21 protein-coding genes are annotated in these 24,072 nt (G+C 62.9%); 5 read left to right on the forward strand and 16 right to left on the reverse strand.

Annotated features, from left to right (window positions below; translation table 11 throughout):
* The first annotated feature begins 40 nt into the window (after nucleotides 1–40).
* The gene (locus ACFVTG_RS08230; protein WP_390279493.1) at nucleotides 41–1,528 is read left to right on the forward strand and encodes a chlorohydrolase family protein; all 1,488 of its coding nucleotides are present in this window, start codon (nucleotides 41–43) and stop codon (nucleotides 1,526–1,528) included.
* A 119-nt stretch (nucleotides 1,529–1,647) separates the two neighbouring features.
* Here the strand turns inward: ACFVTG_RS08230 and ACFVTG_RS08235 are convergent, their stop codons facing one another.
* The 3 genes from ACFVTG_RS08235 to ACFVTG_RS08245 form a co-directional block, all read right to left on the reverse strand.
* Entirely contained in the window at nucleotides 1,648–3,195 is a 1,548-nt protein-coding gene (locus ACFVTG_RS08235; protein ID WP_390279495.1) for a hypothetical protein, read from the reverse strand.
* 125 nt (nucleotides 3,196–3,320) lie between these two features.
* Nucleotides 3,321–4,265 (reverse strand): hypothetical protein, encoded by a 945-nt coding sequence (locus ACFVTG_RS08240; protein ID WP_390279497.1) that lies wholly within the window; start codon nucleotides 4,263–4,265, stop codon nucleotides 3,321–3,323.
* 151 nt (nucleotides 4,266–4,416) lie between these two features.
* Nucleotides 4,417–5,487, reverse strand: a complete 1,071-nt coding sequence (locus tag ACFVTG_RS08245; RefSeq protein WP_390279499.1) for a Gfo/Idh/MocA family protein — start codon at nucleotides 5,485–5,487, stop codon at nucleotides 4,417–4,419.
* A gap of 147 nt (nucleotides 5,488–5,634) precedes the next feature.
* Here ACFVTG_RS08245 and ACFVTG_RS08250 point away from each other — a divergent pair, with 147 nt between their 5' ends.
* From ACFVTG_RS08250 to ACFVTG_RS08260, 3 genes are read left to right on the forward strand one after another with little or no spacing between them, the layout of a single operon-like run.
* Nucleotides 5,635–6,732, forward strand: a complete 1,098-nt coding sequence (locus ACFVTG_RS08250; RefSeq protein WP_390279501.1) for a hypothetical protein — start codon at nucleotides 5,635–5,637, stop codon at nucleotides 6,730–6,732.
* Nucleotides 6,733–6,734: 2 nt separating this feature from the next.
* The gene (locus ACFVTG_RS08255) at nucleotides 6,735–7,523 is read left to right on the forward strand and encodes an ABC transporter ATP-binding protein (RefSeq protein WP_390279503.1); all 789 of its coding nucleotides are present in this window, start codon (nucleotides 6,735–6,737) and stop codon (nucleotides 7,521–7,523) included.
* Between the two features lie 8 nt (nucleotides 7,524–7,531).
* A complete protein-coding gene (locus ACFVTG_RS08260; protein WP_284751885.1) occupies nucleotides 7,532–8,701 on the forward strand; it encodes an ABC transporter permease in 1,170 nt (389 codons plus the stop codon).
* 129 nt (nucleotides 8,702–8,830) lie between these two features.
* Here ACFVTG_RS08260 and ACFVTG_RS08265 read toward each other — a convergent pair whose 3' ends face one another.
* From ACFVTG_RS08265 to ACFVTG_RS08290, 6 genes are all read right to left on the reverse strand, one after another.
* A complete protein-coding gene (locus tag ACFVTG_RS08265; RefSeq protein ID WP_390279505.1) occupies nucleotides 8,831–9,532 on the reverse strand; it encodes an ABC transporter ATP-binding protein in 702 nt (233 codons plus the stop codon).
* Nucleotides 9,533–9,534: 2 nt separating this feature from the next.
* Nucleotides 9,535–10,980: an ABC transporter permease gene (locus ACFVTG_RS08270; protein WP_390279507.1), complete on the reverse strand. Its 1,446-nt coding sequence runs from the start codon at nucleotides 10,978–10,980 to the stop codon at nucleotides 9,535–9,537.
* 198 nt (nucleotides 10,981–11,178) lie between these two features.
* Nucleotides 11,179–12,279, reverse strand: coding sequence for a sugar-binding protein (locus ACFVTG_RS08275; protein ID WP_284751888.1), 1,101 nt, complete (start codon nucleotides 12,277–12,279; stop codon nucleotides 11,179–11,181).
* Between the two features lie 51 nt (nucleotides 12,280–12,330).
* Nucleotides 12,331–13,599 (reverse strand): multiple monosaccharide ABC transporter permease, encoded by a 1,269-nt coding sequence (gene mmsB / locus ACFVTG_RS08280; RefSeq protein ID WP_390279509.1) that lies wholly within the window; start codon nucleotides 13,597–13,599, stop codon nucleotides 12,331–12,333.
* A 44-nt stretch (nucleotides 13,600–13,643) separates the two neighbouring features.
* The gene (gene mmsA / locus ACFVTG_RS08285; RefSeq protein WP_284992025.1) at nucleotides 13,644–15,200 is read right to left on the reverse strand and encodes a multiple monosaccharide ABC transporter ATP-binding protein; all 1,557 of its coding nucleotides are present in this window, start codon (nucleotides 15,198–15,200) and stop codon (nucleotides 13,644–13,646) included.
* Between the two features lie 138 nt (nucleotides 15,201–15,338).
* Nucleotides 15,339–16,529 carry an ROK family transcriptional regulator gene (locus tag ACFVTG_RS08290; RefSeq protein WP_390279511.1) on the reverse strand — a complete coding sequence of 397 codons (1,191 nt, stop codon included), beginning with the start codon at nucleotides 16,527–16,529 and terminating at the stop codon, nucleotides 15,339–15,341.
* A gap of 240 nt (nucleotides 16,530–16,769) precedes the next feature.
* On the opposite strand from ACFVTG_RS08290, the gene ACFVTG_RS08295 reads away from it, so the two are divergent.
* Nucleotides 16,770–17,579, forward strand: coding sequence for a carbon-nitrogen hydrolase family protein (locus ACFVTG_RS08295; protein ID WP_390279513.1), 810 nt, complete (start codon nucleotides 16,770–16,772; stop codon nucleotides 17,577–17,579).
* Nucleotides 17,580–17,607: 28 nt separating this feature from the next.
* Here the strand turns inward: ACFVTG_RS08295 and ACFVTG_RS08300 are convergent, their stop codons facing one another.
* The 7 genes from ACFVTG_RS08300 to alr all read right to left on the reverse strand — a co-directional run bounded on the left by ACFVTG_RS08300 (nucleotide 17,608) and on the right by alr (nucleotide 23,937).
* Nucleotides 17,608–18,015 (reverse strand): hypothetical protein, encoded by a 408-nt coding sequence (locus ACFVTG_RS08300; RefSeq protein ID WP_390279515.1) that lies wholly within the window; start codon nucleotides 18,013–18,015, stop codon nucleotides 17,608–17,610.
* Between the two features lie 125 nt (nucleotides 18,016–18,140).
* A complete protein-coding gene (locus ACFVTG_RS08305) occupies nucleotides 18,141–18,458 on the reverse strand; it encodes a hypothetical protein (protein WP_390279517.1) in 318 nt (105 codons plus the stop codon).
* Entirely contained in the window at nucleotides 18,442–19,869 is a 1,428-nt protein-coding gene (locus ACFVTG_RS08310; protein ID WP_390279519.1) for a hypothetical protein, read from the reverse strand. Before ACFVTG_RS08310 ends, ACFVTG_RS08305 begins: the two co-directional genes overlap by 17 nt.
* Complete coding sequence (locus ACFVTG_RS08315) at nucleotides 19,870–20,667, reverse strand: ATP-binding cassette domain-containing protein (RefSeq protein WP_390279521.1); 798 nt, start codon at nucleotides 20,665–20,667, stop codon at nucleotides 19,870–19,872.
* A complete protein-coding gene (locus tag ACFVTG_RS08320; RefSeq protein ID WP_390279523.1) occupies nucleotides 20,658–20,897 on the reverse strand; it encodes a hypothetical protein in 240 nt (79 codons plus the stop codon). The genes ACFVTG_RS08315 and ACFVTG_RS08320 overlap by 10 nt, the downstream gene beginning before the upstream one ends.
* Nucleotides 20,898–21,119: 222 nt before the next feature.
* On the reverse strand, nucleotides 21,120–22,727 hold the full coding sequence (locus tag ACFVTG_RS08325; protein WP_390279525.1) for a PucR family transcriptional regulator: 1,608 nt from the start codon (nucleotides 22,725–22,727) through the stop codon (nucleotides 21,120–21,122).
* Nucleotides 22,717–23,937, reverse strand: coding sequence for an alanine racemase (alr, locus tag ACFVTG_RS08330; protein ID WP_390279527.1), 1,221 nt, complete (start codon nucleotides 23,935–23,937; stop codon nucleotides 22,717–22,719). Before alr ends, ACFVTG_RS08325 begins: the two co-directional genes overlap by 11 nt.
* Nucleotides 23,938–24,072: the final 135 nt, after the last annotated feature.

The raw sequence follows: 24,072 nt of genomic DNA on the forward strand, positions 1-24,072 counted from the left end.
TGCGGCTATTTGACCTGGGATACCAAACTTGGAGGGTTTTATGATCACTCAGCTTTCTGCCCGGTACGTCCTTGGCTATGACGGGACCAGTCATGTGATGCACACGGACGGGCACGTCGTGATGCGGGATGACAAGATCATCTACGTCGGGACCGACTACACAGGTCCAGTGGACGAACGCCGGGACTTTGGACAGAGCCTGATCGCACCTGGCCTCATCGATCTCGATGCCTTGACGGACATTGATCACATGATCTTCGACTCCTGGCCCACGGAGGAGACGGCTCCGGGATTGCAATGGTCCGAGGACTACTTCCGCAACCGCCGCCGCGACGTTTTCACCGCGGCGCAGCGCCAGATCGTGCGTAAGTTCGCACTGGCGCAGCTGGCCTTGCACGGCGTGACCACCTACATGCCGATCGCCTCGGAGATCCACAGCTCATGGGCTGAAACCTTCGACGAACTCAAAGGAATGGCGCAGTCCAGCGTCGAGCTCGGCCTGCGCGGGTTCCTTGGCCCTGCGTACCGCTCAGGGATCAATGTCACCGACGACGATGGTCAACGCGTGATCCTCTTCGACGAGGAGGAGGGGCGCAGAGGACTTGCCGACGCCGAACGGTTCCTCGACTACACCGACGAACTCGCACACCCGTTGCTAACCGGCGTCCTGCTGCCGTGCCGGATCGAGACTCTCTCGGACGAACTGATGCGCCAGACAGCCGAGCTGGCCACCGAACGCAACGCACTAGTCCGCCTGCATTGCCTCCAGGGGACCAATGAAGACGGGTTCCTCATCAAGCTCAGCGGGCGCACCGTCCTGGAACAACTTGCGGATTCAGGCCTGCTGGACACTCGGCTCCTCATTCCGCATGGGGTTGTCATTGACGGCACCGACCCGTCCTCCAGCGCAGAGGGCGGGCCGTTGGACGTGCTCGCCCGGCATGACGTCAGCATCATCCACTGCCCCCTGACGTCGTTCCATTACTCAGGCATGCTCAAGTCCTTTGACGCCTTCGCATCCGCAGGGGTCAACATGTGCCTGGGAACCGATTCGTTCCCGCCGGATCTGATCAAGGGCATCGACATCGGCACCCACCTGGCCCGCATTGCAGAGGGCCGCCGGGACGCAGGCAGGGTGTCGGCGTTTTTCGACGCTGCCACCCTGGGTGGTGCCAGGGCATTGGGGCGCGACGACCTGGGACGCCTGTGTCCGGGCGCCCAAGCGGACATCATGGTCGCGTCACTGGGGGACTTCCGTGACGGGGTCGTGGAAGATCCACTGCGCACGCTGATCCTCAACGGCTCGGCACGCAACGTCACGGACACGTACGTCGCGGGCCGCCCCGTGGTTGTTGGCGGCTCACTCCCCGGCATCGACCTGGATGAACTGCGCGCTGAGGGTCAACAATTTTTTGGGCAGATGGTGGAAGCCTACGGCGAACGCGACTACCGGCGTCGCGATGCCTCCGAGCTGTTTCCACCGGTCTATGCCCCGGCGGCTGCCCAGATCCGAGTCACTGCGATTTAGCGAGCCATAGGGTCGCAATTCCGCGATACCACGCATGAGCTCCTCCGCGGGGCTGTTGCCCTGCGGAGGAGCCGGGAACCGGGCTACATCCAGTGCGGTGGAGGAGCCCGAGCCGGTGATTATGCGGGAATGGTTGCCCGGATCTTCCGGCTGCCCACCATCACGATGAGTCCGAGGAGCACCAGGGCAGCCGCGAACAGCAACCACAGGCCATTGAAGCCAGTGCTTGCGAGAACGGCTGCTCCAGTTCCGGCAGCAACCGCTGCAGGAACTGAAGCGGCGCCGGTTTGCACCGCAGTTCCGGTTGACGGAACGGCGGCAGGGCCAACGAAGCCTTGAGCATCGCTCGGTGCGTTCGCCACCGGCGGGGTGACAATCCCCGGAGTGACGGTTGGCGGATTGACCACGGACGGGGTGACTACCGACGGGTTTACGACGCCGGAAGGCAGGCCCAAGCCAATCGAGACGGTGCCGGCCGTCAGCGGGACATTCAAGGGTGCGGTGAGCCCCCCACCCAAGAGCGAACCGGTGACTGTCGGTGTGCTGCCGAGCAGGTTGACGGAGGTGTCGCCCACGGTGACAGGAGCGGTTACAGGTGCCGTGACGCCGGTACCTCCGGTGGTTCCGGTCGGCGCGGTGATTGCCGGTGTAGCGCTGAGGACGCTGACCGAAGTGTCGCCCACGGTGACAGGAGCCGTTAACGGTGCCGTGACGCCAGTGCCTCCGGTGGTGCCGCTTGCGGGGGCGGTGCTGAGGACGTTGACAGAGGTGTCGCCGACGGTGGCCAGTCCGGTTACAGGCGCCGTGACGCCGGTGCCGTCGCTGCCGCTTGCGGGCGTGGTGCTGAGGACGTTGACGGAGGTGTCGCCGACGGTGACAGGGGCCGTTACCGGTGCCGTGACGCTGGTGCCTGTAGGCGTGGTGCTGAGGACGTTGACGGAGGTGTCACCGACCGTCGCTAGTCCGGTTACCGGTGCCGCTACGCCAGTGCCTGCCGGTGTGCCGCCACCGGTGGTGCCGGCCGGCGTCGTACTAAGCACGTTGACGGCGGTGTCGCCGACGGTGACAGGAGCCGTTACCGGTGCCGTGACGCCGGTGCCTCCGCCGCTGGTGCCTGTAGGCGTGGTGCTGAGGACGTTGACGGAGGTGTCGCCGACCGTCGCTAGCCCGGTTACCGGTGCCGTGACGCCTGTGCCTCCGCCTGTGCCTCCGCTGGTGCCTGCCGGCGTCGTACTAAGCACGTTGACGGCGGTGTCGCCGACGGTGACCGGCGCGCTGACGGGAGCCGTCGCCTGGGTGCCGGAGGCTATTCCAGGGGCCGAATTGCTCAGAACTGCCAGTGAGGTGGCTCCGATATTAACAGGGACCGATATCGGAGCCACCACCTGGGTTCCGGACGGGACGGCTGCTCCGCCGGAATTGGTCGCCGGGGCCGGAGCCGGGGCGAGTGCAGGGGTGGTGGTCGTGGCGCCCGAATTTCCAAGTATTGAGAGCGACGTCGACCCGAGGTTCACCGGAATGGACACCGGTGCAACGACTTGAGTGCCCGAGGTATTGCCTTGTGCACTTGTAGTGGCGTCTGCCGCGTTCGCGGCAGTTGCGCCGAGGGCTATCAACCCACCGGCAAAGAGGGTGCCAAGCAGCCCCTTGCGAATCATGCTGTGCATTTTGTTTTTCTCCTGAACGAGTAGTTCCCAAAGGCGCATCGGTCCGCAGCAAACTGCGGGAGCGCCCGGATCGGCCGTTTGCCGCGGCCCGAAATGGTCTTTCGGGGAGGCGGCAGGGCTCGGAACTAGTCAGGGGAAGAACCCGGGTCAAACGACACCGGAGCCGGAACTCTGCCGGCAGCAGCCGTGGACACGAGGGTCCCGGCCAAGGGGTAAAACAGGTTCGTGCCTTGGAGCCAGGCAGCAGCAGCCCCCGAAGGATTGCTGGAAAGGACTGCAGAGCCGCCCACGGTGTCGCTGCCGCCCGGGGTGCCGGGCGGGAACGTCCCGTCGGACGGAGGCGCGGAAGGATCCCCGGTACGGCTAGCCCAGACTGTCGCCTTCGAAGGTGTCCCAGTCAGGCCCGGCGGGCCACTGGCGCCAGCCAGGTTGAGCAACTGGGCCGCGACATCCTGAGCCGGCGTTGTGAGGACCCCGCCGGCGGTAGCAAGAACAGTGGGTCCCTTGGAAAGAGCTTCGGCAATTCCGACGTCATCGGGGAACTGGATGGCAGGGACCGTTATGGCTATGTCGGGGATGATGACTGGAAGGCTGCCACCCGGAAGCGTCTCCACGGTGGATCCGACCACTCCCAGTGCGCGGCCAACCAAGGAGCCAACGCTTGACCCAACCCCGTCAACCGCGCTGGCGGCCGGCGATACAACGGGTGGTGTCACGGCACCAACGGTTCCCTCAGGAAGGACTGCGCTGACCACGGGAGCGCTGGCCACCAGTTGGTCGACGTTCCCAGCCAGCTGCGGAAGGTCCGCCGGCAGATGGACCGCGGGCAGATGGACCGCCGGCACCCGAACCGAGGGCAGATGGACAGCCGGGGCAGGTACGGACGCGACACCTGCCGGATCGGCATTGCCGAGGGTCCCGGATAGGTCCCTGGCAGCGTTGTGCACGACGTTTGACACTGAGGAACCCGCGCCGCCCAGAAGGGTGTGGTTGTTGGTGCTTCCGGAATCGGCGTTGGCTGCCGCGGAGGAGAGGGCCATCCAAACAACGGCGCCGGCACCAGCGAGCATGACGGAGCGGAGAATATGAAGAACGCGCGGCTTATTTCGCTTGACTTCCATCTCGACACCCCCCAGCGTCAGCTTGGATCGACGATCGCTCCCATCCTAGGCCTCCCTAGTTAACTAGTCCAGACGTTGGACGACGGATTCGTCATTGAGCTCAGCGGGCGTCGTTGGCGTATCGGACTCCGAGCTGGGATCGCACCCCGTCGAAGAGACGCATGGTGTTCAGCGAATCGTCCAAGGGCATCACGGGACTTTCGGTCAGTCCTTGCTGGACACAGCGGGTCACCTCACGCAGCTCGTAGGTGTAGCCGATCCCTACCGCGTCAAAGCGTTCGATCCGTGGTTCGTCCCAGCCGGTTCGAATCAGAAGCTCGCGCGGATTGTTGATGGACCCTTGCGTCTGGAGGAAGCCCTTGGAGCCGGCAACGGATGCCGATCGTGGCCCATGGGCCAGCAGAGAAGAGGTCAGCTGGGCGATAGCACCGCCGTCGTAAGCCAGCGTGAGCGCATTCTGGGAGTCGACGCCGTCGTCCGTCAAAGTGCCGATTGCGCTGACCGACTGCGGGAAACCGAGGGTACCCAAGGGCCACAGCAGGGCATACACCGTGAGGTCCAAAAGGGCTCCGCCGCCGTCCGCCGGGGCCCAGATCCGGGCGGAAGGATCGTAAGGGGCGGGGAAACCAAGGTCGGCGCTGACCCACTTGATGTCGCCCAGTTCGCCGGACGCTGCAATGGCGAAGGCCCTCTGCATGCTGGGCAGGAAGCGACTCCACACGGCTTCCATGAGGAACAATTTCCGTTCCCGGGCCAATGCGACGAGCTCTGCCGCTTCACGGCCGTTGATGGTCAGGGATTTCTCGCACAGGACGTGCTTGCCTGCGTTGAGGGCATCCCTGACAATCTCGAAGTGCTGGGCGTGCGGGGTGGCCACGTAGACGACGTCGACGGCGTCATCGGCGAGCAGCCGCTGGTAGCCGGGCACATCGCCGTCGTCCCCGTAGGACTTCGTGACCCCATGCCCGGCAGCAAAGGCGTCCGCCGATTCCTGGCGCCGAGAACTCACGGCGTAAAGGTTTGCGTCCTCGAGCTGCGCGAGGTCGCCGGCCACGGTCTTGGCGATCCCTCCGGTTGCGACAATTCCCCAGTTCAGGGCCTTGCCGGTGGCTGCGCGGGGATCCTGGTTCGGCTGGCTGAACAACCACGGCTTGGCGATATGCAGACTCATGCGGCCTATCTTCTCATTCCGCCGCAGGCGTCATGCAGCACACGCTCAAGTCACGAGCCATCTGAACTTCGTCGGAGCCATCGCCTAAGCTGATGGTCATCATCCCTCGCGGAGAGGTTCTGTGGGGAGTTACCGAATGGAGTAGGGATGGGTGTTTTTCGACGCGTCATTTTGCCTGTGGCATGGCTGCTGGTTTTTGCAGTGATCGCTGTGGCCTTGGTGAAGATCGCCTTCGTGGACGGGCTAAAGCCGGAGGGTGCCGAACCGGCCCCGATGGCCAGGGTGGAGACGCCCGTTGTGCCCGCCGCGCGCGCAACGGTCACCAATACTGTGCAGATCAAAGCCACCGTTCAGAGCGACCCCGTTGTCGGTGTCCGGAGCACGGCGGCGGGAACGGTTGTGCATATCTACGTGGAGCCGGGTGTGACCGTGGCCAAGGGTGACAAGCTCTTCCAGGTCAAGTCCGAGCGGGTCAAGCCTGCCGGCGCTGCCACAACGCCGGGAGAGAAGACCGCGTCCGAACCCGTCTACGTATACACGGACGTGCTCGCTCCCGCCGCCGGAAAGCTCGATGAACTGACTGCCCTCCTTGACCAGCAGTTAAGCGTGGGCCAGGCTGTGGGCAAGGTCGATCCTGGGACATTCACGGTTTCCGGCCCGGTCAACGCCGCCCAACAGTATCGGCTTCTTGCCAAGCCGGGCTCAGCCCAGATCTCCCTGGTGGGTGGTCCGGCTCCGTTCACCTGCCCTGCGGTGACGCTGAAGAACAACGCCAACGACGCCGGAGCTACTGCCGGCGGGAGCGGAACCGGCGGCGTGGGGATGGCCGCGGCGGCCGGTGCGCTGCCGTTGGCCGCGGCTGGACCCGGTGGTGCAACGCAAAGTGACAGCGTGAGCACGGGGACGCTTGGTTGTCCTGTGCCGGCCGGAACGGAAGTCTTCGCCGGCTTGGGAGCAACCATGACAGTGAGCGCGGGCGAAGCCAAGGACGTGGTGACCGTTCCCCTGACCTCGGTGAAGGGCAGTGTCAAAGAAGGTATTGTCTGGGTGGCCGCTGCAGCAGCCGAGGGTAAAGCACCCGAACAACGGCCTGTAAAGCTGGGCCTCAACGACGGCGACAAGGTGGAGGTGCTCTCCGGCCTTGCCGAAGGGGAGCGGGTGCTTGAATTCGTCCCCGGCGCCCCGGCCGCTCCTTCCCAGCAAGGTTACGGGCCGGGCCCGGCGTACCGTCCGGCGGGGGGCTAGGCATGGAAAGCCTCGTGAGCCTGCGCGGCGTCACGCGTACCGTGGTGCTGCCTGATGATCAGAAGCTTCATATCCTCCGCGGGATCGACCTCGAGGTTTCCGCAGGCGACCACACCGCGATCATCGGCCGTTCCGGTTGCGGGAAGTCAACACTGCTGAACCTCCTGGGTCTGCTTGACGTACCCACGGACGGTGAAATCCGGTTTCTTGGCACACCTGTGCTAAAACTCGGTGACAGCGCACGTGCCCGGCTGCGCGGCTCCACGGTGGGGTTCGTGTTCCAGCAATTCAACCTGCTCCCCGGACGGAGCGCATTGGACAATGTCATCACGCCGCTCCTCTACGCCCGCGGCCGCGATTTCCTGCGGCGACGTGAACTGGCCATGGACATGTTGGACCGTGTGGGACTTGCCTCCCGTGCCCGGACCATGCCGAACATGCTCTCGGGTGGTGAGCAGCAGAGGGTGGCCATCGCGCGGGCCCTCGTCCGGCGGCCCCGTTTGATCCTTGCCGACGAACCCACAGGCGCGCTCGACGTAGAGACCGGGCAATCGGTCATGGCGCTTCTGGACCAAGTGGCCACGGAGTCAGCCGCGGCACTCGTGACCATCACACACGACAGCAATGTGGCGGCACTGGCACGGTCCAGCTTCCGTCTGGACTCGGGCGTTCTGCATCCCCTTGACGGCCAGGGGACTCCGGGGATCGCTTTGTCGGGACCGGCCTTGTCGGCACTGGTATCGTCGGGACCGGCTCCGTTGGGACCCACATCGTCGGAGGTCCGTCGATGATCGGTTTCATGTCAGCCATGGTGGAAGCCTGGCAAGAATTACGGATCAATAAAGTCCGGATCCTGCTGGCTCTGCTGGGCGTAGCGTTGTCCGTCGCGGCACTCACTTCCGTGGTGGGCGTCGGCAACCTTGCCCGCGAGGGATTCAAAGCCTCGTCCGAGCGCACCGGCGGACGCTCAGCCACGCTCGCGCTCGGGGTCAACGGTCCAACCCAGCCGGATCCCGCGCGCCTGGATGTGGCTTATCAGTCCATCGTTGACCGTTACGGTATTGCCTTCTCCTCCCACGAGGGCCACGCCGAACAGCCGTTCCAGTTCCCCCGCGGCGTCCAGTCCGTCCAATTGGTGGTGGTGGACCCCGGCTATGGCGTCATCCACCGTCTGGAGCTACAGCAAGGGTCTTGGTTTGCCAGCGACGACGAACAGCGGCTGGCGCCCGCCGTCGTCGTCTCTGAAGCGTTTTACAACGCGGCAGGCAGGCCCGATCTTGCATTGCAACCCGGTGTCAAGACCGCAGGCGAGCAGGAATCGAATACGGTGATCATCGGCGTCGTGCCGAACACCTGGCCGGACGCGCCTCCGACGGCGTACATCCTGTCCGGCGCCGCCAAGCAGATGGGAGTCAACCAGCTTGGTGGGCAGTTCAGTGTATGGGTACAGGACGGGCAAGCAGAAATGCTCTCAGCAGCCATCCAAGCCGATTTGGCGCAACAGTTCCCCGAAATGAACATCATGGCGCAGCGGATGGACTTTGCCGCCCACGGAGATCCGCTCGCCCCGGTGCAGCTGGTGGTGGGCGGTATCGCAGGCCTGGTCCTCTTATTGGGCGCCGTAGGGATGTTGAACATCTCGATGGTCACAGTCCGCTACCGGGTGCGGGAAATCGGTATCAGAAGGAGCTTCGGAGCTACCTCGGGGCGGATCTTCCTGGGGGTGATGATGGAGTCCGTCGTTGCCACCGCAGTGGCCGGGCTCGCCGGTGTCATGGTGGCCGTGGCGGTGGTCAAGCACCCCTGGATCCAATCAAAGGTTGCCCCGGCCCTGAGCCAGTACCCGCCGTTCCCCATCGAAGCGGCCATGCTCGGTTTCGGAGCTGCCGTACTGGTGGGCGCGTTGGCCGGCGCCATCCCGGCCCTTGTGGCCGTGCGCGTCAAGGTTATTGACGCGATTCGCTTCTAAGGGCTGCCCGGGGCTCGCAGCCCGGCGTCGCCCGGGCGCCCTCGGCAGCCACCAGCAGGCCAGACGGAAGGGCCGGAAACCATTCGATTCCCGGCCCTTCTGTCCCTCAATGATTTTTCAGAGATAGCATCAGGCCCCGGCAACCACCCGTGGACGCACAGTTTCCTCGCTCAGTTTGCCCTGTTGAAGCCTGAAGCGGCGCTCGGTCTTCTGGGCCAGGCTCCGGTCGTGCGTTACCACCAGGATGGTGGTGTTGTGGTCCCGGCTCAAGGAACTGAGCAGTTCGATGATGTGCTCACCGGTCTGTTCATCCAGGTTGCCGGTGGGCTCGTCGGCCAGGATGAGCTTGGGCTCGTTGGCCAGCGCCCGGGCAATCGCGACCCGCTGCTGCTCGCCGCCCGAGAGCTTGTTGATGCGCCGGGACTGTTTCTCCGGATCCAGCTGCACCTGCTCCAGGAGGGACCGCGCCCGCTCCAGGCGGGCAGCCTTCCGCATCCCCGCGAACTCCATGGGCAGCATCACGTTGTCCACAGCGGAGAGGTTGGGGATGAGGTTGAACTGCTGGAAAACGAAGCCGATGTCCCGGCGTCGGTATTCGGTGAGTTTGCCGGCGGGCAGACCGGCCAGGCTGACCCCATCCACTACGACGTCCCCGCTGGTGGGTTTGTCGAGGGCGCCGAGCAGGGAGAGCAGGGTGCTCTTGCCGCTGCCGCTCTTACCCACGATCGAGGCGAGGGTGCCCTTTTCGAGCTCGAAGCTCACGCCATTGACGGGCTTGATGGTGCGGTCGCCGGACTTGAACTGGCGGACCAGGTCTTTGACTTCAATCATGGCTATTCTCCTCGGAGGACTTCGATGGGACGGATGCGGGCTGTGAGCAGCGCTGGTACCAGGGCGCCCACGACGGCGACGCCGAAAACTGCGGCAACGCCGGCCGCAATGACGCCGGGGGAGGCGATCGCCGTGACCGAGGTCAGTAGCTGGGAGGCTCCGCCGAAGGGGTTCCCGCCGGGAAGACCAGCGCCGCCGAAGCCTCCGCCGCCGGGGCCCCGCTGGCTCGTGGCCGACGTCGAGCTGTTGGAACTGATCAGAGCCGATGCGATGCCGCCGCTGGCGAAGGAGGCAATGGCTGCGCCGACGACGCTGCCGAGCGCGACGAGGACGAGGGCTTCGAGGACGAACTGCAGGCCGATGGTCCGGTTGCGGGCGCCGATGGCCTTCAGGACTCCGATCTCACGGCGGCGCTCGCGTACCAGCATGACCATGATGAGCAGGATGATCAGGCCGGCGGTGCCGAGGGCTGCGATGAAGGCGACGAGTGAGATGTTCTTGACGCTGTCCAGGGAACTGACGGCGGTTTCGAGGTTCCGCTGGCCCTGTGTGACGTCGGCCTTGCTGGAGCCGAGTGCAGTTTGAAGCGCCGTCTTGGCAGCGTCCACGTTTTCCATGCTGTTGACGGTGACCACCATGCTGGAGAGCTCGCCCGGAGTCGCGGCGAGGGCCTGGGCCTCGGCGAGTGTCGTGTACACGGCGTTGTTGCCGAAGGTAGTTCCGGCGTCGAAGATGCCTGCCACCGTGAACGTCTTGCCGGCGATGGTGAAGGTTGAGCCGGCCTTGAGGTTGTTCTTTGTCGCGAGCGTGGTTCCGACGAGGGCCTTGGTGCTGGCCACAGTGTAGTCGCCCAAGCCCGCGCCGCTCGTGATGTTCAGTGCCTTGCCGGAAGTGTCCACTTCGGCGCCGACGCCGGTAGCCGTGATGGGCAGCGAGAACGCCGGCGCGGTTCCGGTGCTACCCGAGCCGGTGCCCGTATTTCCCGAGCCGGTGCTGCCGCTGGTGTTGTTGCGATTGCCGAGCGTTCCGGCGTCGATCGCTGCTTGAAGGTTTGTGGTGACGCTCGTGCCGCCGCCGGGACCGCCACCTGGTCCGGCCTGCTGCGTCGTCGTGCCGGTGGTTGAGGTCGTGGAGGCCGCCGTTGCGGTCTCGAGCCGCAGCGCCTTGGTGCCCACCACGGAAACGACGTTTGGTACCGCAGCCGCCGTCGCGGTCTGGGCCGTGGTGAGCGGCTCGCCGCCGCCGTCGAAGCCCTGAGCACCGGCGGGGTTTACGGTTAAAACCGTGCCCACGGAGGCGTTGAGTTCCTGGACTTTGCCGCCAACGGCTTGGTTGGCCACGAGCATGGCCAGCGCCAGCCCGATCGCGACGGCCAGGACTGCCACTACAGCCGCAGTTCTTATCTTGTTGCGGAAGGCATTGCCTACACTCCGGGCGAGGACGCTCACGATTCTCCTTAGGGACCTGGCCCGCCCCAGCGGCGCGCCTGCTCACCTAACAGTGCTCACCGGGGCTGTGCGGCTGCGCAGTTGAAGCTATGCGGGGCCTGTGAAGCGTTGCGCCACCGCGGTTTGAACCGGACACGACGACGGCGGCCACCCCCTCGAGTGGGATGGCCGCCGTCGCTGGTGCCTAGATGAGAACTACTACTTGGTGATCGGGCCGAGGACCGGATCGTCCACGTAGGCCGTCTTCACGTTGGCTAGAGTCACGATGACCGGGGGCAGCAGGTAGGCCGGCACGGTCTTGACGCCATTGTTGTAGGACTTGGTGTCGTTGATCTCCGGGGTCTTGCCGGACTGGACGTCCTGGACCATGGTGATGGCGTGCTCAACGAGCTTGCGGGTGTCCTTGTTGATGGTGGAGTACTGCTCACCTGCAAGGATGGACTTGACCGACTCAACTTCGGAGTCCTGGCCGGTCACGACCGGAAGCGGCTTGCCGGCCGCCTTAACCGAGGTCAGGATGGCGCGGGCCAGGGTGTCGTTCGGGGACAGCACACCGTCCAGCGAAGCGCTGGTGTAGGTACCTGCGAGCAGGGTATCCATGCGCTTCTGGGCGTTCTCTGCCTTCCAGCCCTGGGTGACGGCCTGCTCGAACGACTTCTGGCCGGAAACCACCTTGAGGGTTCCGTCATCGATCTTCGGCTGCAGGATGCTCATGGCGCCGTCGAAGAAGACCTTCGCGTTGGCGTCATCGGGGGAACCTGCAAACAGCTCGATGTTGTACGGGCCGTTTGGCTTCTTGGCCTTGAGTCCGTCCAGTAGGGCCTGGCCCTGCAGTACGCCGACTTTGAAGTTGTCGTAGGCCACGTAGTAGTCCACGTTGGAGGTGTTCAGGAGCAGGCGGTCGTATGCAATGACCGTTGCGCCGGCGTCCTTGGCCTGCTTGAGCTGCGTGCCCAGCTGGGCGCCGTCAATGGCGCCGACGATGATGAGCTTGTCGCCCTTGGTGATCATCGCGCTGATCTGGTTCTGCTGCTCCGAAACGCCACCGTTGGCGAACTGCACATCCGGCTTGAAACCTGCGCTCGTGAGCCCGTCGTTGAAGAGCTTCTCCGCCAGGACCCAGTTCTCACTGGTCTTCTGGGGGAGTGCGACGCCGATCGAGGATCCCTTGGGGAATGCCTCGCTGCCGCTGGATGAACCACCGGAGCTGCCGCTGTCCGTACGGCCGCAGGCCGTCAGCGCCAGTGCCGCGATCGCAGCTACTGCTGCTGCCTTTCCTGCTTTACCAAACATTCGCATATCTTGGTTCGCTTTCTTTGTTGTGGATGGAACAAGTCGTCTTGAAGCCGATCAGGCTTCCTTGGAGATGACTTCCTTGGTTGAGGTTGTCTCGTCCGGGGCGTTTTCGCTGCTCCGGCCGAAGTTCTTCATCATCATTCCGATGATCGATTTCTTGCCCTGCGTCTTGTTGTAGACGTCGAAGGCAACTGCTGCCAGCAGAACGAGGCCCTTGATGATCTGGGTGAGGTCCGCGCCGACGCCGAGCAGTTGGAGGCCGTTGTTGAGGACAGCCATGACCAGGCCACCAACGATGGAGCCGATCACGGTGCCCACGCCGCCGGTGACCGCTGCGCCACCGATGAATACTGCAGCGATCGCATCCAGTTCCCAGCCGACGCCGTCGAACGGACCCGAAGCGGTGGAGCGGCCCACGAAGATCATGCCGGCGAGGCCGGCAAGGATGGACATGTTCATCATGACCATGAAGTTGACCTTCTTGGACTGAACTCCGGAGAGCTCGGCCGCGTGGCGGTTGCCGCCGACTGCATAGATGTGGCGGCCAATGACAGTCTTGGCGGAAATGAAACCGTAGATCAGGACCAGCACGGCCAGGATGAGGCCTGGGATGGGGAACGAGGTGCCGGGGCGGCCAGTCGCGAACAGGTACGTGGCGTAGAGGATGGCTGCGTTCACCAGCACGAGCTTGGTGACCATGACCCAGCCTTCTTGTACTTCGGCGCCCAGTGCCTGGGCGGTGCGGCGGGAACGGATCGCACTGATAATCACGAAGGCGACGGCGATAAGGCCCAGCAGGATTGTCAGGTTGTTATACCCCGTCTTCGGCCCTATCTCGGGCAGGTACCCGGAGCCCAGGTACTGGAAGTCTTCGGGGACCGGAACGGTGTTGGACTTGCCGACGAACTGGTTGAAACCGCGGAACAGCAGCATGCCCGCAAGGGTCACGATGAATGCCGGAATGCCGACGTATGCCGTCCAGAATCCTTGCCAGGCTCCGATCAGGGCTCCGAGCAGGAGCCCGAACAGGACTGCTGCGTACCAGGGCAGGTGCCAGTCCCTGATGGCCAGGGCCACCGAGATGCCGACGAAGGCCGCTACCGAACCTACGGAAAGGTCGATGTGGCCGGCGATGATGACCAGGACCATGCCGATGGCCAGGATCAGGATGTAGGAGTTGCCGTTGAAGAGGTTGATGACGTTGCCCGGGGTGAGAGTGCGGCCCGAGGTGAAGATCTGGAAGAAGATGACGAGTGCAACCAGGGCGAAGATCATGCCGAATTGGCGGGTGTTGCCACCGAATAGCTTCTTGAGCGCGTTCATTGTTTTGGGTCCTTGTGTCCGTGTGGTTCTGGAGATGACCGGGGTCAGGCAGCTTTGCGGCTGGATGTCATGAGCTTCATGAGGCTTTCCTGGCTGGCTTCGTCCTTGTTGAGTACGCCAGTGATGGAGCCCTCGAAGATGGTGTAGATACGGTCGGAGAGGCCCAGCAGCTCGGGAAGTTCGGACGAAATCACAATGACGCCCTTCCCTTGGTTGGCCAGCTGCTGGATGATTCCGTAGATCTCGTACTTGGCCCCAACGTCGATTCCGCGGGTGGGTTCATCCAGGATGAGAAGGTCCGGATCCGTGAACATCCATTTCGCGAGCACCACCTTCTGCTGGTTTCCGCCGGAGAGCTTCGATACGCCTTCCTCCACCGAGGGGGTCTTGGTGCGCAGTGACTTCCGGTATTGCTCGGCCACCATGAATTCCTTGTTGGTGTCCACAACGATTCCCCGGCTGATCTTCTTCAAGTTGGCAGACACCGTGGTGGTCTTGATGTCGTCCAGGAGGTTCAGTCCCAGGCTCTTGCGGTCTTCCGTGACGTAGCCGAGACCCGCGTCGATCGCCTGGCGGACACTGCGCATGGTGATCGGCTTGCCGTCCTTGTACACCTGTCCCGAGATGAACCGGCCGTAGGAGTGGCCGAAGACGGAGCGGGCGAGCTCGGTGCGTCCGGCGCCCATCAGGCCCGCAAAGCCGACGATTTCACCGCGGCGCACATGGAAGCTGGAGTTCTTGCAGACCAAGCGGTCCTGGATCTGGGGATGCCCGACGGTCCAATCCTTGACCTCGAAGAACACCTCGCCGATCTTCGGCGTGTGGTCGGGGAAGCGGGACTCGAGCGTCCGCCCGACCATGCCCTTGATGATCCGGTCCTCGTCGACGCCGTCTTCCACCACGTTGAGCGTCTCGATGGACTTGCCGTCGCGGATGATGGTGATCTCGTCCGCGATCTGCTCGATCTCATTGAGCTTGTGGGAAATGATGATGGACGTGATGCCCCGGCCCTTGAGGCCAAGGATCAGGTCCAGCAAGTGCTGGGAGTCCGATTCGTTGAGGGCGGCAGTGGGCTCGTCCAGGATGAGCAGCTTGACGGACTTGTTCAGGGCCTTGGCGATTTCCACCAATTGCTGCTTGCCGACGCCGATTTCCTTGATGGGGGTATCCGGGTCCTCGCGCAAACCAACCCGTGCGAGCAGTTCGATTGACCGCTTGCGTGCTTCGGCCCAGTCGATGATGCCGCGACGGACGGGTTCGTTGCCGAGGAAGATGTTTTCCATGATGGACAGCTCGGGGATCAGCGCCAGTTCCTGGTGGATGATCACGATTCCCGCGTGTTCGCTGGCCCGGATGTCCTTGAACTGCTGGACCTCCGCCTGGTACACGATGTCGCCGTCGTAGCTGCCGTAGGGGTAAACCCCGGAGAGCACCTTCATCAATGTGGACTTGCCTGCACCGTTTTCGCCGCAGATCGCGTGGATTTCGCCCACCTTGACCCGGAGGCTAACGTCCGAGAGCGCCTTGACTCCGGGGAATTCCTTGGTGATGGACCGCATCTCGAGGAGAACCGGATCCTGGTGCGTTATGGGGGTCGACATACCCTCGCGCCTCCAATGTTTGACGTCGTTGTCGGCTCGGGGATGGCGAGCCTATCTGATGAGAAAGTAAACTGGATCACACCGCTTGTCGTCAAGACTTTAACGCAAGACGGCGATAACAGCGTGGTAACGAAATGTTCAGGACTGCTTGATACCGGCGTGCTGGAACACCAAAGCGGCCGCCCCAAGGGCCTCCGCCCGGGCGCCGAGCGAAGACATCGCCAAGTGCGTTGTCTCGCCGATTACGGGCACTGCGTGGCGGACGAGGCCGCGTCGGATCGGGTCCAGGAGGATGTCGCCGAGGCCGGCCAAGGGGCCGCCCACCACGATGACTTCCGGGTTGATGAGATTCGCCACATTGCCCAGTGCTCGCCCCACAGCGAGCCCCGCGTCGTCCACCACGCGAAGGGTTGCAGGGTCCCTCGCCAGGGCGTTCCGGACAATGTCCTCGGGCTCGAGGTGCAGTCCCGATCCCTTTCCGAGCAGCTCGATCATGGTGGTGGTGGAAGCCATCGTTTCCAGGCAGCCCCGGTTGCCGCAGCGGCAGATGGCGCCGTATTCGTGGATGGTCGCATGGCCGATTTCTCCTGTGATTCCCACCGCCCCGTAGTAGGGCGCCCCGTTGATGATGAGGCCCGCTCCGATGCCGGAACCGATCTTGAGGAACATGAGGTTATTGATCCCGCTGTGGGGCCCCCATGTGACCTCGGAGAGGGCGCCCAGGTTGGCGTCGTTGTCAACGTATACGGGGAGATCGAGGGCTTCCTCCAGTCGTTCGAGAATCTGGATCCCCACCCATTCGGGGAGGATGGCTCCCTGTGCCACAGTGCCGGAACGGCGGTCGATCGGGCCCGCTATGCCGGCGCCCGCGCCGACTACCGCGCTTCGGTCGACCCCACTTTCGAGCAAGAGTTTGTTGAGGAGTGCGACGGCGGCGCTGATGCCTTGTTCGGCGTGGTGGCCAAGGGGCAGCGTCACCGTTTCCTCGACGATGATGTGATAACCCAGTGAGGCCAGGACCACCCGCAGGTGGCGACGGCCAAAATCGATCCCGACGGCGACCGCGCCGTTGCTGTTGAGCCTGACGTTCAGCGCCCTGCGTCCGGAGCTCGTGATCGGTTCCGTGGAGACGAGTCCCGCGTCCTGCATGATCTTGACGATGTTGGACACCGTTGCCGTGGAAAGACCCGTCTGCCTGGCGAGTTCGGCCTGGGTGGATGGGCCGCTCAGCAGGCATTCGATGAGCCGCTGCTGGTTCAGGTGGCGCAGCGCTGATTGCGAGCCGGGGTTCTTGCGGTGGCTCTTCGTCGAGCTGGATGTTGCAGGCATGACATGAAGCGTGCCTCAAATCACAGTTGCAGTCAAGAAGTTAACGCAACGGCGTGAAGTTGCATCTTCGTCATGGACTGTGCCGCCAATTTGTACGATCCATCCCCGGCGGGCCGTCCGCAGGTCCATTTGTCCTGTGGGAGCGGACGGCGGCTGGCTAGGCTGGAACCACGAGTAATCCCGGGCGTGTCTCCCAAGAACGCCCGACGGGGGACGCAAGGTTCTATCGAGGTGGTAATGATGCTGCTGTCCGTTCTGCAGGCCAACGCTGTTGTCCTGGACATCGACGCCAATCTAAAGACGGTCGATGCGGCGGCGCAACGCGCTGCCGCGGCCGGCGCTGCCTTGCTGTTGACCCCCGAGCTCTTCCCTGTGGGGTACGCGCCGCTGAGGCTCCACGCGGAGTTGGATTTCGCAACGCTTCCGAGCATCCGGCGTCGCCTGGCGGACATCGCCCGCACGCACGGCATCGGACTCGTGTACAGCCTTCCCGCACAGGCTGCCGATGGGGGCTGGCATATCTCGGCCACTCTTTTGGACGCGTACGGAACCGTGCTCCTGGACTACGACAAAGTGCACCTCTTCGGCGGGGAGGAGCGAAAGGCGTTCTCCGCCGCCCGAGCAGCTCCCGGCGTCGTGGACTTCAACGGGGTCAAGATATCGCTGCTGATTTGCTACGACGTCGAGTTTCCGGAAACTGTCCGCGCTGCGGCCACGAGAGGCGCTGAGCTTCTGCTGGTTCCCACAGCCCTGTCCGCGGGCTTCGACACGGTACCGCAAGTCCTGATCCGCGCCCGGGCGCTGGAAAGCCAGCTCAACGTGGCCTACGCGAACCACAGCGGCCACGAGGACGGCTGTGATTTCCTCGGCGGGAGTGTGGTCGCGGGTCCGGATGGTTCATTGCTCGCTGCTGCGGGGGATGGTGGGGCATTGCTGTTCGCCGAGATCTCCACGGAAAGCGTCAAGGCGGCCCGGGAACAAGTGCCGTACTTGCGCGAACGCCGCCCGGAGCTGTACCGCGAGTGGGAAGGTTCTGCTCCAGAAGGTTGAGGTCCGAATGGATGGGTGGATGAGTAGCTCAGCGGTTGATTACGGGCACGCGTAATTCAATCGGGCGCGCCCACTTGCGGAATCCGAGAATGAGGCTGCGTCCATCGCCAAAGAATGGCAGAAGGAAGACTGCATGCAACAGGAACCAGTACTGCAGGAATGAACCGGGTGCCAGTAGTGCAACAAGCGCCCCCACCAAGCATGAAGCACCCGGACCGAGTATCGCCACGATTGCGATCTGCCACCCGTAGAGATGCCCGACGGGAATGACGGAGAAGCAAAGGATGCCGGAAGATACTACGACGTCGGAAATCCCGTGAAACAGCCTCATGCCCGCAACGTGAGACCACTCATGCACCAGAAAACCGCACAGCAGGCAAAGCACATGCACAAGAAGCCACAGGCCAGCCTGGAAAAGTATCGGGTCAGTGGTCATGGCGGCCAGGAAGGTGCACGCTGTGAAGCCGAGAGCCGCGGCGGCAAAAGGCAATCTACATGACCATATGAGTTGCTTGGCTATCAGCCCGGCAGTCACATCCCGGAGGGCGAACTTTCGAACGGTCAATCCGGGTCCGCTTGCAGGAGTCGCTTCTTGTGGAGCTTTAGGCGTTCCAGGACGGATGCAACGGCAACATAAAAGACCAGCGATGCCGCGAACACCACGGCGATGGGCGCGCCGTTCGCCACCCCGATTTCCAATGCGGTCGCCCCGTTGGCCTGTTCATGTGGCTCGAAGAAGAGCGCGCCGAACAGGCCGAATTTTCTGACTCCTATTTCTGACGCCGAGAACATCGTGGTGATGAAACTCGTGACAACGACGATCATGGTGACAACAAAAGAGACTGTCAGCCCGACCGTGAATCTAAGCAGCCACTTCATGGCGCGCAATCCTTTCCATTCTTCGCATGCCCAGAATGCTGTAAAAGACGACCAGCAAGTTAAGTACGGCGAAAATTCCCGCACTGATAATTGGATCAAAGTTAAAGACGTTCAATCCAAGCGCCACAATCATGACGACTATCACGGTGAGAAGGACTCCGATGATGACAGTGAATGGGTTTCCCTTCTCGGGAGGGAACGCGATGCCAACCAGGGTTGATATGAGAATGTTGCTCAAACAGAATCCTGCCACCGGCAGGCACGCTTCGAAGGCAACTCCCTGGGCCACGGAAATCGCGATGACTGGAATGCCGACAACCAGCAGGAGGACGCCTTGCGAGCCTACGAGGCGTAAGTAGTTCACCGGGGTGCGGCCTGGATAGGTGACCGAGCGTCGCAGGGGCTCCGAGTTTGAAAATGCATAGACTCCCTGAAACGTTATGAGGGCAAGCGCGTAGGGTGGCAACACCAAGTGCTCGATCCAGGTGAAGACTGAATAGACGATGACAAAAGAGGCGGCCACCATTGTCTCGAAACTCCGAAACAAGACCAGAATGTAAACGCCGAACTTACGCTTTGCCAACCATGAAGGCAGGAAGACGAAGAAGCGACGCATTGGGACATAGTTCCTGGGTGCGACCGCCACTATTGCTGGAATTATCGCGGCCGATGTCGCAAGCAGCACTAAGCCGGAAAACCAGAGCCCGATGTCTTCCTGAAGCTTTGCGTAGAGCAATACCGGCGCGAAGTAGTCTCGCCCGTTCACGTAGCTTTCGGTGATCTGGCTGCCCTGCTCGTTGGTTTGCGGAAAGGCCACCGCCAGTCCGAAAGCCAGTGCCATCGGGACTATCAGGCCGCGAAGCCGAGCAATCCTGAGGGCCTGCAGAGCACGTTCAAGGAGATAATAGCCGAGGCTCAGAAGCAGGTACGTTGAAATAGCGGGGAACCAGATGGACGCCAGAACCCTCGGAATGTAATCCGTCCCCTCGATCAGCACGGTTGAAATGGAGAAAGCACCGAAAATGAACACAGTCACGAGGAGGACGAGGGACGACTCAAAGAGCGCAAATGCCATGGTCCTTTCCCTGTTGGTCGCCGGCAGATTGAAGGAGAGTTTTAGAAGCTCGTCGGCCTTCATAAAAAGCACCCGGATTAGTGTGTACGCAATAAGTACCCAGAATCCGACGGATGCGTTGGCTACTTGAAGAACAGGATCAAGTAGGCCGGTTCTACCGAGATACTGGCGGATGACCACATAGCTCAACGCGTTGAATCCGGCGAACGCGACAGCGAGTAGGAAAATGGCAGAAAGCCGAGCAGCCGGGCTGGCCAGCAGTCCTCGTCCCAGGACGCATCTCACGATGAAGAGCCAGAACAGTCGAAACAGCAGGACAACGCTCTTGAGGCGCATTTATGATGGTTCCATTGCCTGGATGAATTCGTTGGCAAGGTCAGCTATCGTGCCATGATCTTGGATAATTTTTCGGACCGGAGCCTGAATCACCAGGGCCCCTTGGATTAGAAGCGCCAGCTCGTCAGCGACGTGTTCCAACATGGCGAAGTCATGACTGCACAGCAGAACTGACCGGCCTTCTGTGGCAAGTTTCCGGATGTCCCGTTCGAAGAGGTTGATGGCATCGATGTCGACGCCATTGAGGGTTTCATCGATGACGGTAAACCTTCGTCGGAGCATGAACGCGGCGATGAGTTGCAATTTCTTCCTCATGCCGTGCGAGTAGTCTTCGATCAAATCGCGGTGCCTGTCGCGCATGGAGTACCTGACGAATTGAGTCCTCAGTGCCGCGTGATCCATGGGTTCTCGGTAGAGGCCGTGCATAAAGCGCAGGTATTCCTCGCCTGTGAGGAACTCAGGGAGGTAATCATTGCTGGACAGGTAGATCGAAGACATCTTGGCGCTGCGGCTCTGACTGCTTTCAGACCCGATGCAGATGCGGCCGCTTTGAAGTTGGAGCAGATCCAGGATGACCTTTATCAGGGTGGACTTCCCGGACCCGTTGGGACCAATGAGGCCCATGATCTGGTCCTCTGGGATCGTGAACGAAACATCATTGAGCACTTGGGTTCTGGAGTTGTAGGCGTAGTTGACGTTGGCAACGCTGAGAGTCATGAGGCGAATTCCGATGCTCTGGTCCTGGTGGCAGCTTGTCAGTGCCACCACGACGGTTGGCTTGCAGCTGGTTACCTGCATTCAACGAACACAGAGACGCCCCATTGGCTCCAACTCCAGTTGCCAGTGAACCGGCCTCGTCCCTGCGCCAAGCACCAGATGGCCATCGCTGCGAGCAATACAAAAGCAAGCGCCATCAGGACGGCGAGAAACACCAGAAACCAGCCATCGTAACGAACAATCATTTCGTCAATCTTGGTTCGTGCCGCTGCCATCGTGCTGCTTGCATTCAATGCGGTCGTAGTGAGCATTTCGTTCCTCCACTTCGATTTGAGCTACTGGCGGACGCCGTGTAGCCGGCAGTCGAATGCTAGGCCCGGAAAACCCCGTCTCAGTGGTCAAACGGCGAAATTAAGTGGTGGAACCGGCCAAAATGCGTGCAAAATCGGCGTTTCTCAGTGTGCCTGCGGCCCCGTCTACGTGTGTTTGGCCGCACTACACGTAGACAGACCCCGGCCAGGAAGTGCCGAAGACTAAGCGCCCCCTCCGCCCACCAAAACGTCCGCGTACTGCAGGGCGATCCAAAGCTCCGCCCGCACTTGGGCCTGGTTCAAGTCGGTGTCGAGCAGTTCGGCGAGCAGGCCGATTTGGCGGCGCACGCTGTTGCGGTGCAACCCCAGCAGCTTCGCGGAGGCATCCCAGCTGCCGTTTTCGCTCAGCCACCCCCGGAGCACTGCCAAGAGGGGATCGCGCCGATCAGCCTCCAAGGAAAGTACCGGTTCAAGAAGCCTCGCCGCCAGCATGGACCCGGCCTCGCGGCCCAGGAGTCCGGTGACGGACCAGGTCACCTCGTCGACACGGGCGCTCCGTCCGCTGGACTGGACGCGTGAACGGAGCGACGTCACCCGCTGATGCGCTGCGGCGAGCCCGGTCAGTTCCGTCGGGTCTCCAATAACGAGCCGCCAACCCAGCTTTTCGACGTCCGCCAGGAGCGCGTCGTCCACCTTCAAACGAGTGATCGCAGCGAATCCGTAATCGGTGATTTCCACCAGTTTGGTGTCGAAGAGGCGCCGCCATTGCAATAGCTCTCGCACCGGGCTGTCGCCGGCGGGCCATTCGGGAGAGTCCACCTTGATGCCTTGGACTACGCGCAGGGGAGCGGATCGCGTGGAGGACAGGCTCTGCGCCAGGAGGTCCTTGAGCCCGTTGACGTGCCGGGTGCCACCGGTCGCAAGGCTTTCCGGGTGCAGCAGCAACGCCGTCGCCAATTGGCTTGGCGCGAGGGAGCCGCTGGTCCGTTGGCGGACGAGTAACTCCAGTAACCCCACGACGGACTGCACCACGCTGTTCTGGGCAGGAGTCAGCGCAGCGTCCGAGCCCAGTATCAGGGCGCCCAGATTGGCGTCCTTGGTGCTCCGCAGCGGGTGGCCGAAAACCATCTCGGAGCCAGGCTGCCCAAAGCCGTCCACCTCAACCCGCGGCCCGCTGCCCGAAAGGAGCCGTTCCAGCATGGGTTCCAGCAGTGAATGCTCGACGCCGGTGCTGCCGCCGGCAGCATGGGCGCGCGCACGTACCCGCCCGTCCGCGCCGACCAGAAGTGCCCAGACGGGCACCTTCTGGACCAAAGCGGCGAGCAGCTCATGTTCAGGCCGGGGGGAGAGGACGGCCCGCATGAGTTGCCTGTTGGTGTCCGCGAGCTGGCGGAAGACCTTCGCGTTGTCCGATTCCAGGAGCTGGGAAAACTCAAGCCCGATCGCGGCGAACGGTAGGGATTCCGGAATCTCGATCAAGGTGAGCTTGTGCCGCCTGCAGGCCTTGAGCAGCTCGGCCGGGACGGCGTCGAAATACGGCCTGATCCCGAACCCGAGCGCCGCCACCTTGGCCCCCACCAGCCGCTTCACGTAAGCATCCACGCTCTCCCTGGACCCGCCATCACCCAGGAAAGGGAGCCCCGCGGTCAGCAGGAACTCCCCCTCCGGCAGGTAGGGCGTAGGGTCGTCCAGTTCGCTGGGTTCAACCCAGCGCAGCAGCTCCCCGCCGCTGCCGCCGTCGTGGAGTATCTCCAACTCGGGCGGCAGCTGCTTCAGGAACTGCTCAAGCGTGACGAAACTCAGGCGGCCGGCGGCCGGCTCAGGCGACATCGCTCGCTGCCTCCTGGTAATCGGGGCACTCGTAGGCGCCGGATTCGTACACTCGGGGCAGCCGCGGTGCGATCCGGTTGATGATCTCGTCGCCGTGGCTTCCGATGGCGGCGCCCCAATCGTCGGCGCTCGCGGCCCCTCCGGCCGGATCGCCGAACAGGACCGCGGTGTGTCCGACCTCGATTCCAGTCGCATCCGGGCCGAGGTCCACCATGAACTGGTCCATGCACACCTTGCCGATCACCGGGACCTTCCGTCCAGCGATCTGGACCAGGGTCCGGCCGCTGATGCCCTTGGGGATTCCGTCGGCGTAACCCAGGGGGATGAGGCCGAGGTAGCGCGGCTCATGCGTGATGGCTTGGTGCTCGTAACTGACCCCGGTTCCCGCGGGTACCTTCTTGACCATGACGAGCGGTGCCGTGACGCTCAAGGCGGGGCGCAGTCCGAAGTCGGCGGGATCCAGGTGGTCAGCGGGTGCCAATCCATAGATGGCCAGTCCGGCGCGGACCATATCGAAGTGGAATTCGGGCCGGTCCAGGATGTTTGCCGAGCTCGACACGTGCCGCAATTGCGGGTCCAGGCCGGCAGCTTGGGCTTCACGAACGGCTTCTTCGAACTCCGCCACGGCGGCGGCGTTGCCGGGGTGGGCGGGAACGTCGGCCCACGCCAAGTGGGTCCAGATGCCGCGGACCAGAACCGTGCCGTCCTGCTCCGCCTTGCGCGCCTGGGCCACCAGCTCGGGCCAGTCTTCGTTGCGCGCACCGCCGCGGCTGAGGCCGCTGTCCAGCTCGAGGTGCACGACGGCGGGGCGACCCAATTGCCTCGCGATCCCGGCCAGGACTTCAAGTTGACCGACGCTCCCAAGCGAAACGTCGACGTCGTACTCGAGTGCCTCGCGAATGGTCGCGCTGGACTGGGATGCCAGATACAACCACGACAGGACCGGCACGGTGATGCCCGCCTGGCGCAATGCGATGGCTTCGCTCAACTGGGCGGTTCCCAGCCAATCGGCTCCTGCCGCCACTGCCGCGCGGGCAACATCCACGAGGCCGTGGCCGTAGCCGTTCCCCTTGACGACGGCCATGAAATGTGGCGCGGCGGTGCGCTGCTTGAGGGCTTTGATGTTGTCTGAAATCGCAGACAGATCAACGCTGACCTGCCCGGAAAGTGCCGCTTCCGGCGTCGTTTCTGATTGTGCAATACGTCTCATGGTTGATCACTATAGGTCATTTTGCACCGTCATGAGAGCTGGCTCACAGGCTTACGGTTGTCAGGGGAAACCGCCAACTACTCTGAAGGGACGTCAACGGTGACTGTGCCTACCTCCACCCAGACCAAGCCAACG

Source organism: Arthrobacter sp. NPDC058127 (assembly GCF_042884555.1).
GTDB lineage: Bacteria > Actinomycetota > Actinomycetes > Actinomycetales > Micrococcaceae > Arthrobacter.

Bases quoted from the DNA above. Each gene is read 5' to 3' on its own strand.
- ACFVTG_RS08290 (WP_390279511.1), bottom strand. From the start codon at position 16,529: ATGCCTGCAACATCCAGCTCGACGAAGAGCCACCGCAAGAACCCCGGC.
- ACFVTG_RS08240 (WP_390279497.1), bottom strand. From the start codon at position 4,265: ATGCTCGCTGGTGCCGGCGCCGTTGTTTGGATGGCCCTCTCCTCCGCG.
- alr (WP_390279527.1), bottom strand. From the start codon at position 23,937: ATGAGACGTATTGCACAATCAGAAACGACGCCGGAAGCGGCACTTTCC.
- ACFVTG_RS08260 (WP_284751885.1), top strand. From the start codon at position 7,532: ATGTCAGCCATGGTGGAAGCCTGGCAAGAATTACGGATCAATAAAGTC.
- ACFVTG_RS08235 (WP_390279495.1), bottom strand. From the start codon at position 3,195: ATGCACAGCATGATTCGCAAGGGGCTGCTTGGCACCCTCTTTGCCGGT.
- ACFVTG_RS08265 (WP_390279505.1), bottom strand. From the start codon at position 9,532: ATGATTGAAGTCAAAGACCTGGTCCGCCAGTTCAAGTCCGGCGACCGC.
- mmsA (WP_284992025.1), bottom strand. From the start codon at position 15,200: ATGTCGACCCCCATAACGCACCAGGATCCGGTTCTCCTCGAGATGCGG.
- ACFVTG_RS08300 (WP_390279515.1), bottom strand. From the start codon at position 18,015: ATGACCACTGACCCGATACTTTTCCAGGCTGGCCTGTGGCTTCTTGTG.
- ACFVTG_RS08250 (WP_390279501.1), top strand. From the start codon at position 5,635: ATGGGTGTTTTTCGACGCGTCATTTTGCCTGTGGCATGGCTGCTGGTT.
- ACFVTG_RS08315 (WP_390279521.1), bottom strand. From the start codon at position 20,667: ATGCAGGTAACCAGCTGCAAGCCAACCGTCGTGGTGGCACTGACAAGC.
- mmsB (WP_390279509.1), bottom strand. From the start codon at position 13,599: ATGAACGCGCTCAAGAAGCTATTCGGTGGCAACACCCGCCAATTCGGC.
- ACFVTG_RS08320 (WP_390279523.1), bottom strand. From the start codon at position 20,897: ATGCTCACTACGACCGCATTGAATGCAAGCAGCACGATGGCAGCGGCA.
- ACFVTG_RS08255 (WP_390279503.1), top strand. From the start codon at position 6,735: ATGGAAAGCCTCGTGAGCCTGCGCGGCGTCACGCGTACCGTGGTGCTG.
- ACFVTG_RS08295 (WP_390279513.1), top strand. From the start codon at position 16,770: ATGCTGCTGTCCGTTCTGCAGGCCAACGCTGTTGTCCTGGACATCGAC.
- ACFVTG_RS08230 (WP_390279493.1), top strand. From the start codon at position 41: ATGATCACTCAGCTTTCTGCCCGGTACGTCCTTGGCTATGACGGGACC.
- ACFVTG_RS08305 (WP_390279517.1), bottom strand. From the start codon at position 18,458: ATGAAGTGGCTGCTTAGATTCACGGTCGGGCTGACAGTCTCTTTTGTT.
- ACFVTG_RS08245 (WP_390279499.1), bottom strand. From the start codon at position 5,487: ATGAGTCTGCATATCGCCAAGCCGTGGTTGTTCAGCCAGCCGAACCAG.
- ACFVTG_RS08275 (WP_284751888.1), bottom strand. From the start codon at position 12,279: ATGCGAATGTTTGGTAAAGCAGGAAAGGCAGCAGCAGTAGCTGCGATC.
- ACFVTG_RS08310 (WP_390279519.1), bottom strand. From the start codon at position 19,869: ATGCGCCTCAAGAGCGTTGTCCTGCTGTTTCGACTGTTCTGGCTCTTC.
- ACFVTG_RS08325 (WP_390279525.1), bottom strand. From the start codon at position 22,727: ATGTCGCCTGAGCCGGCCGCCGGCCGCCTGAGTTTCGTCACGCTTGAG.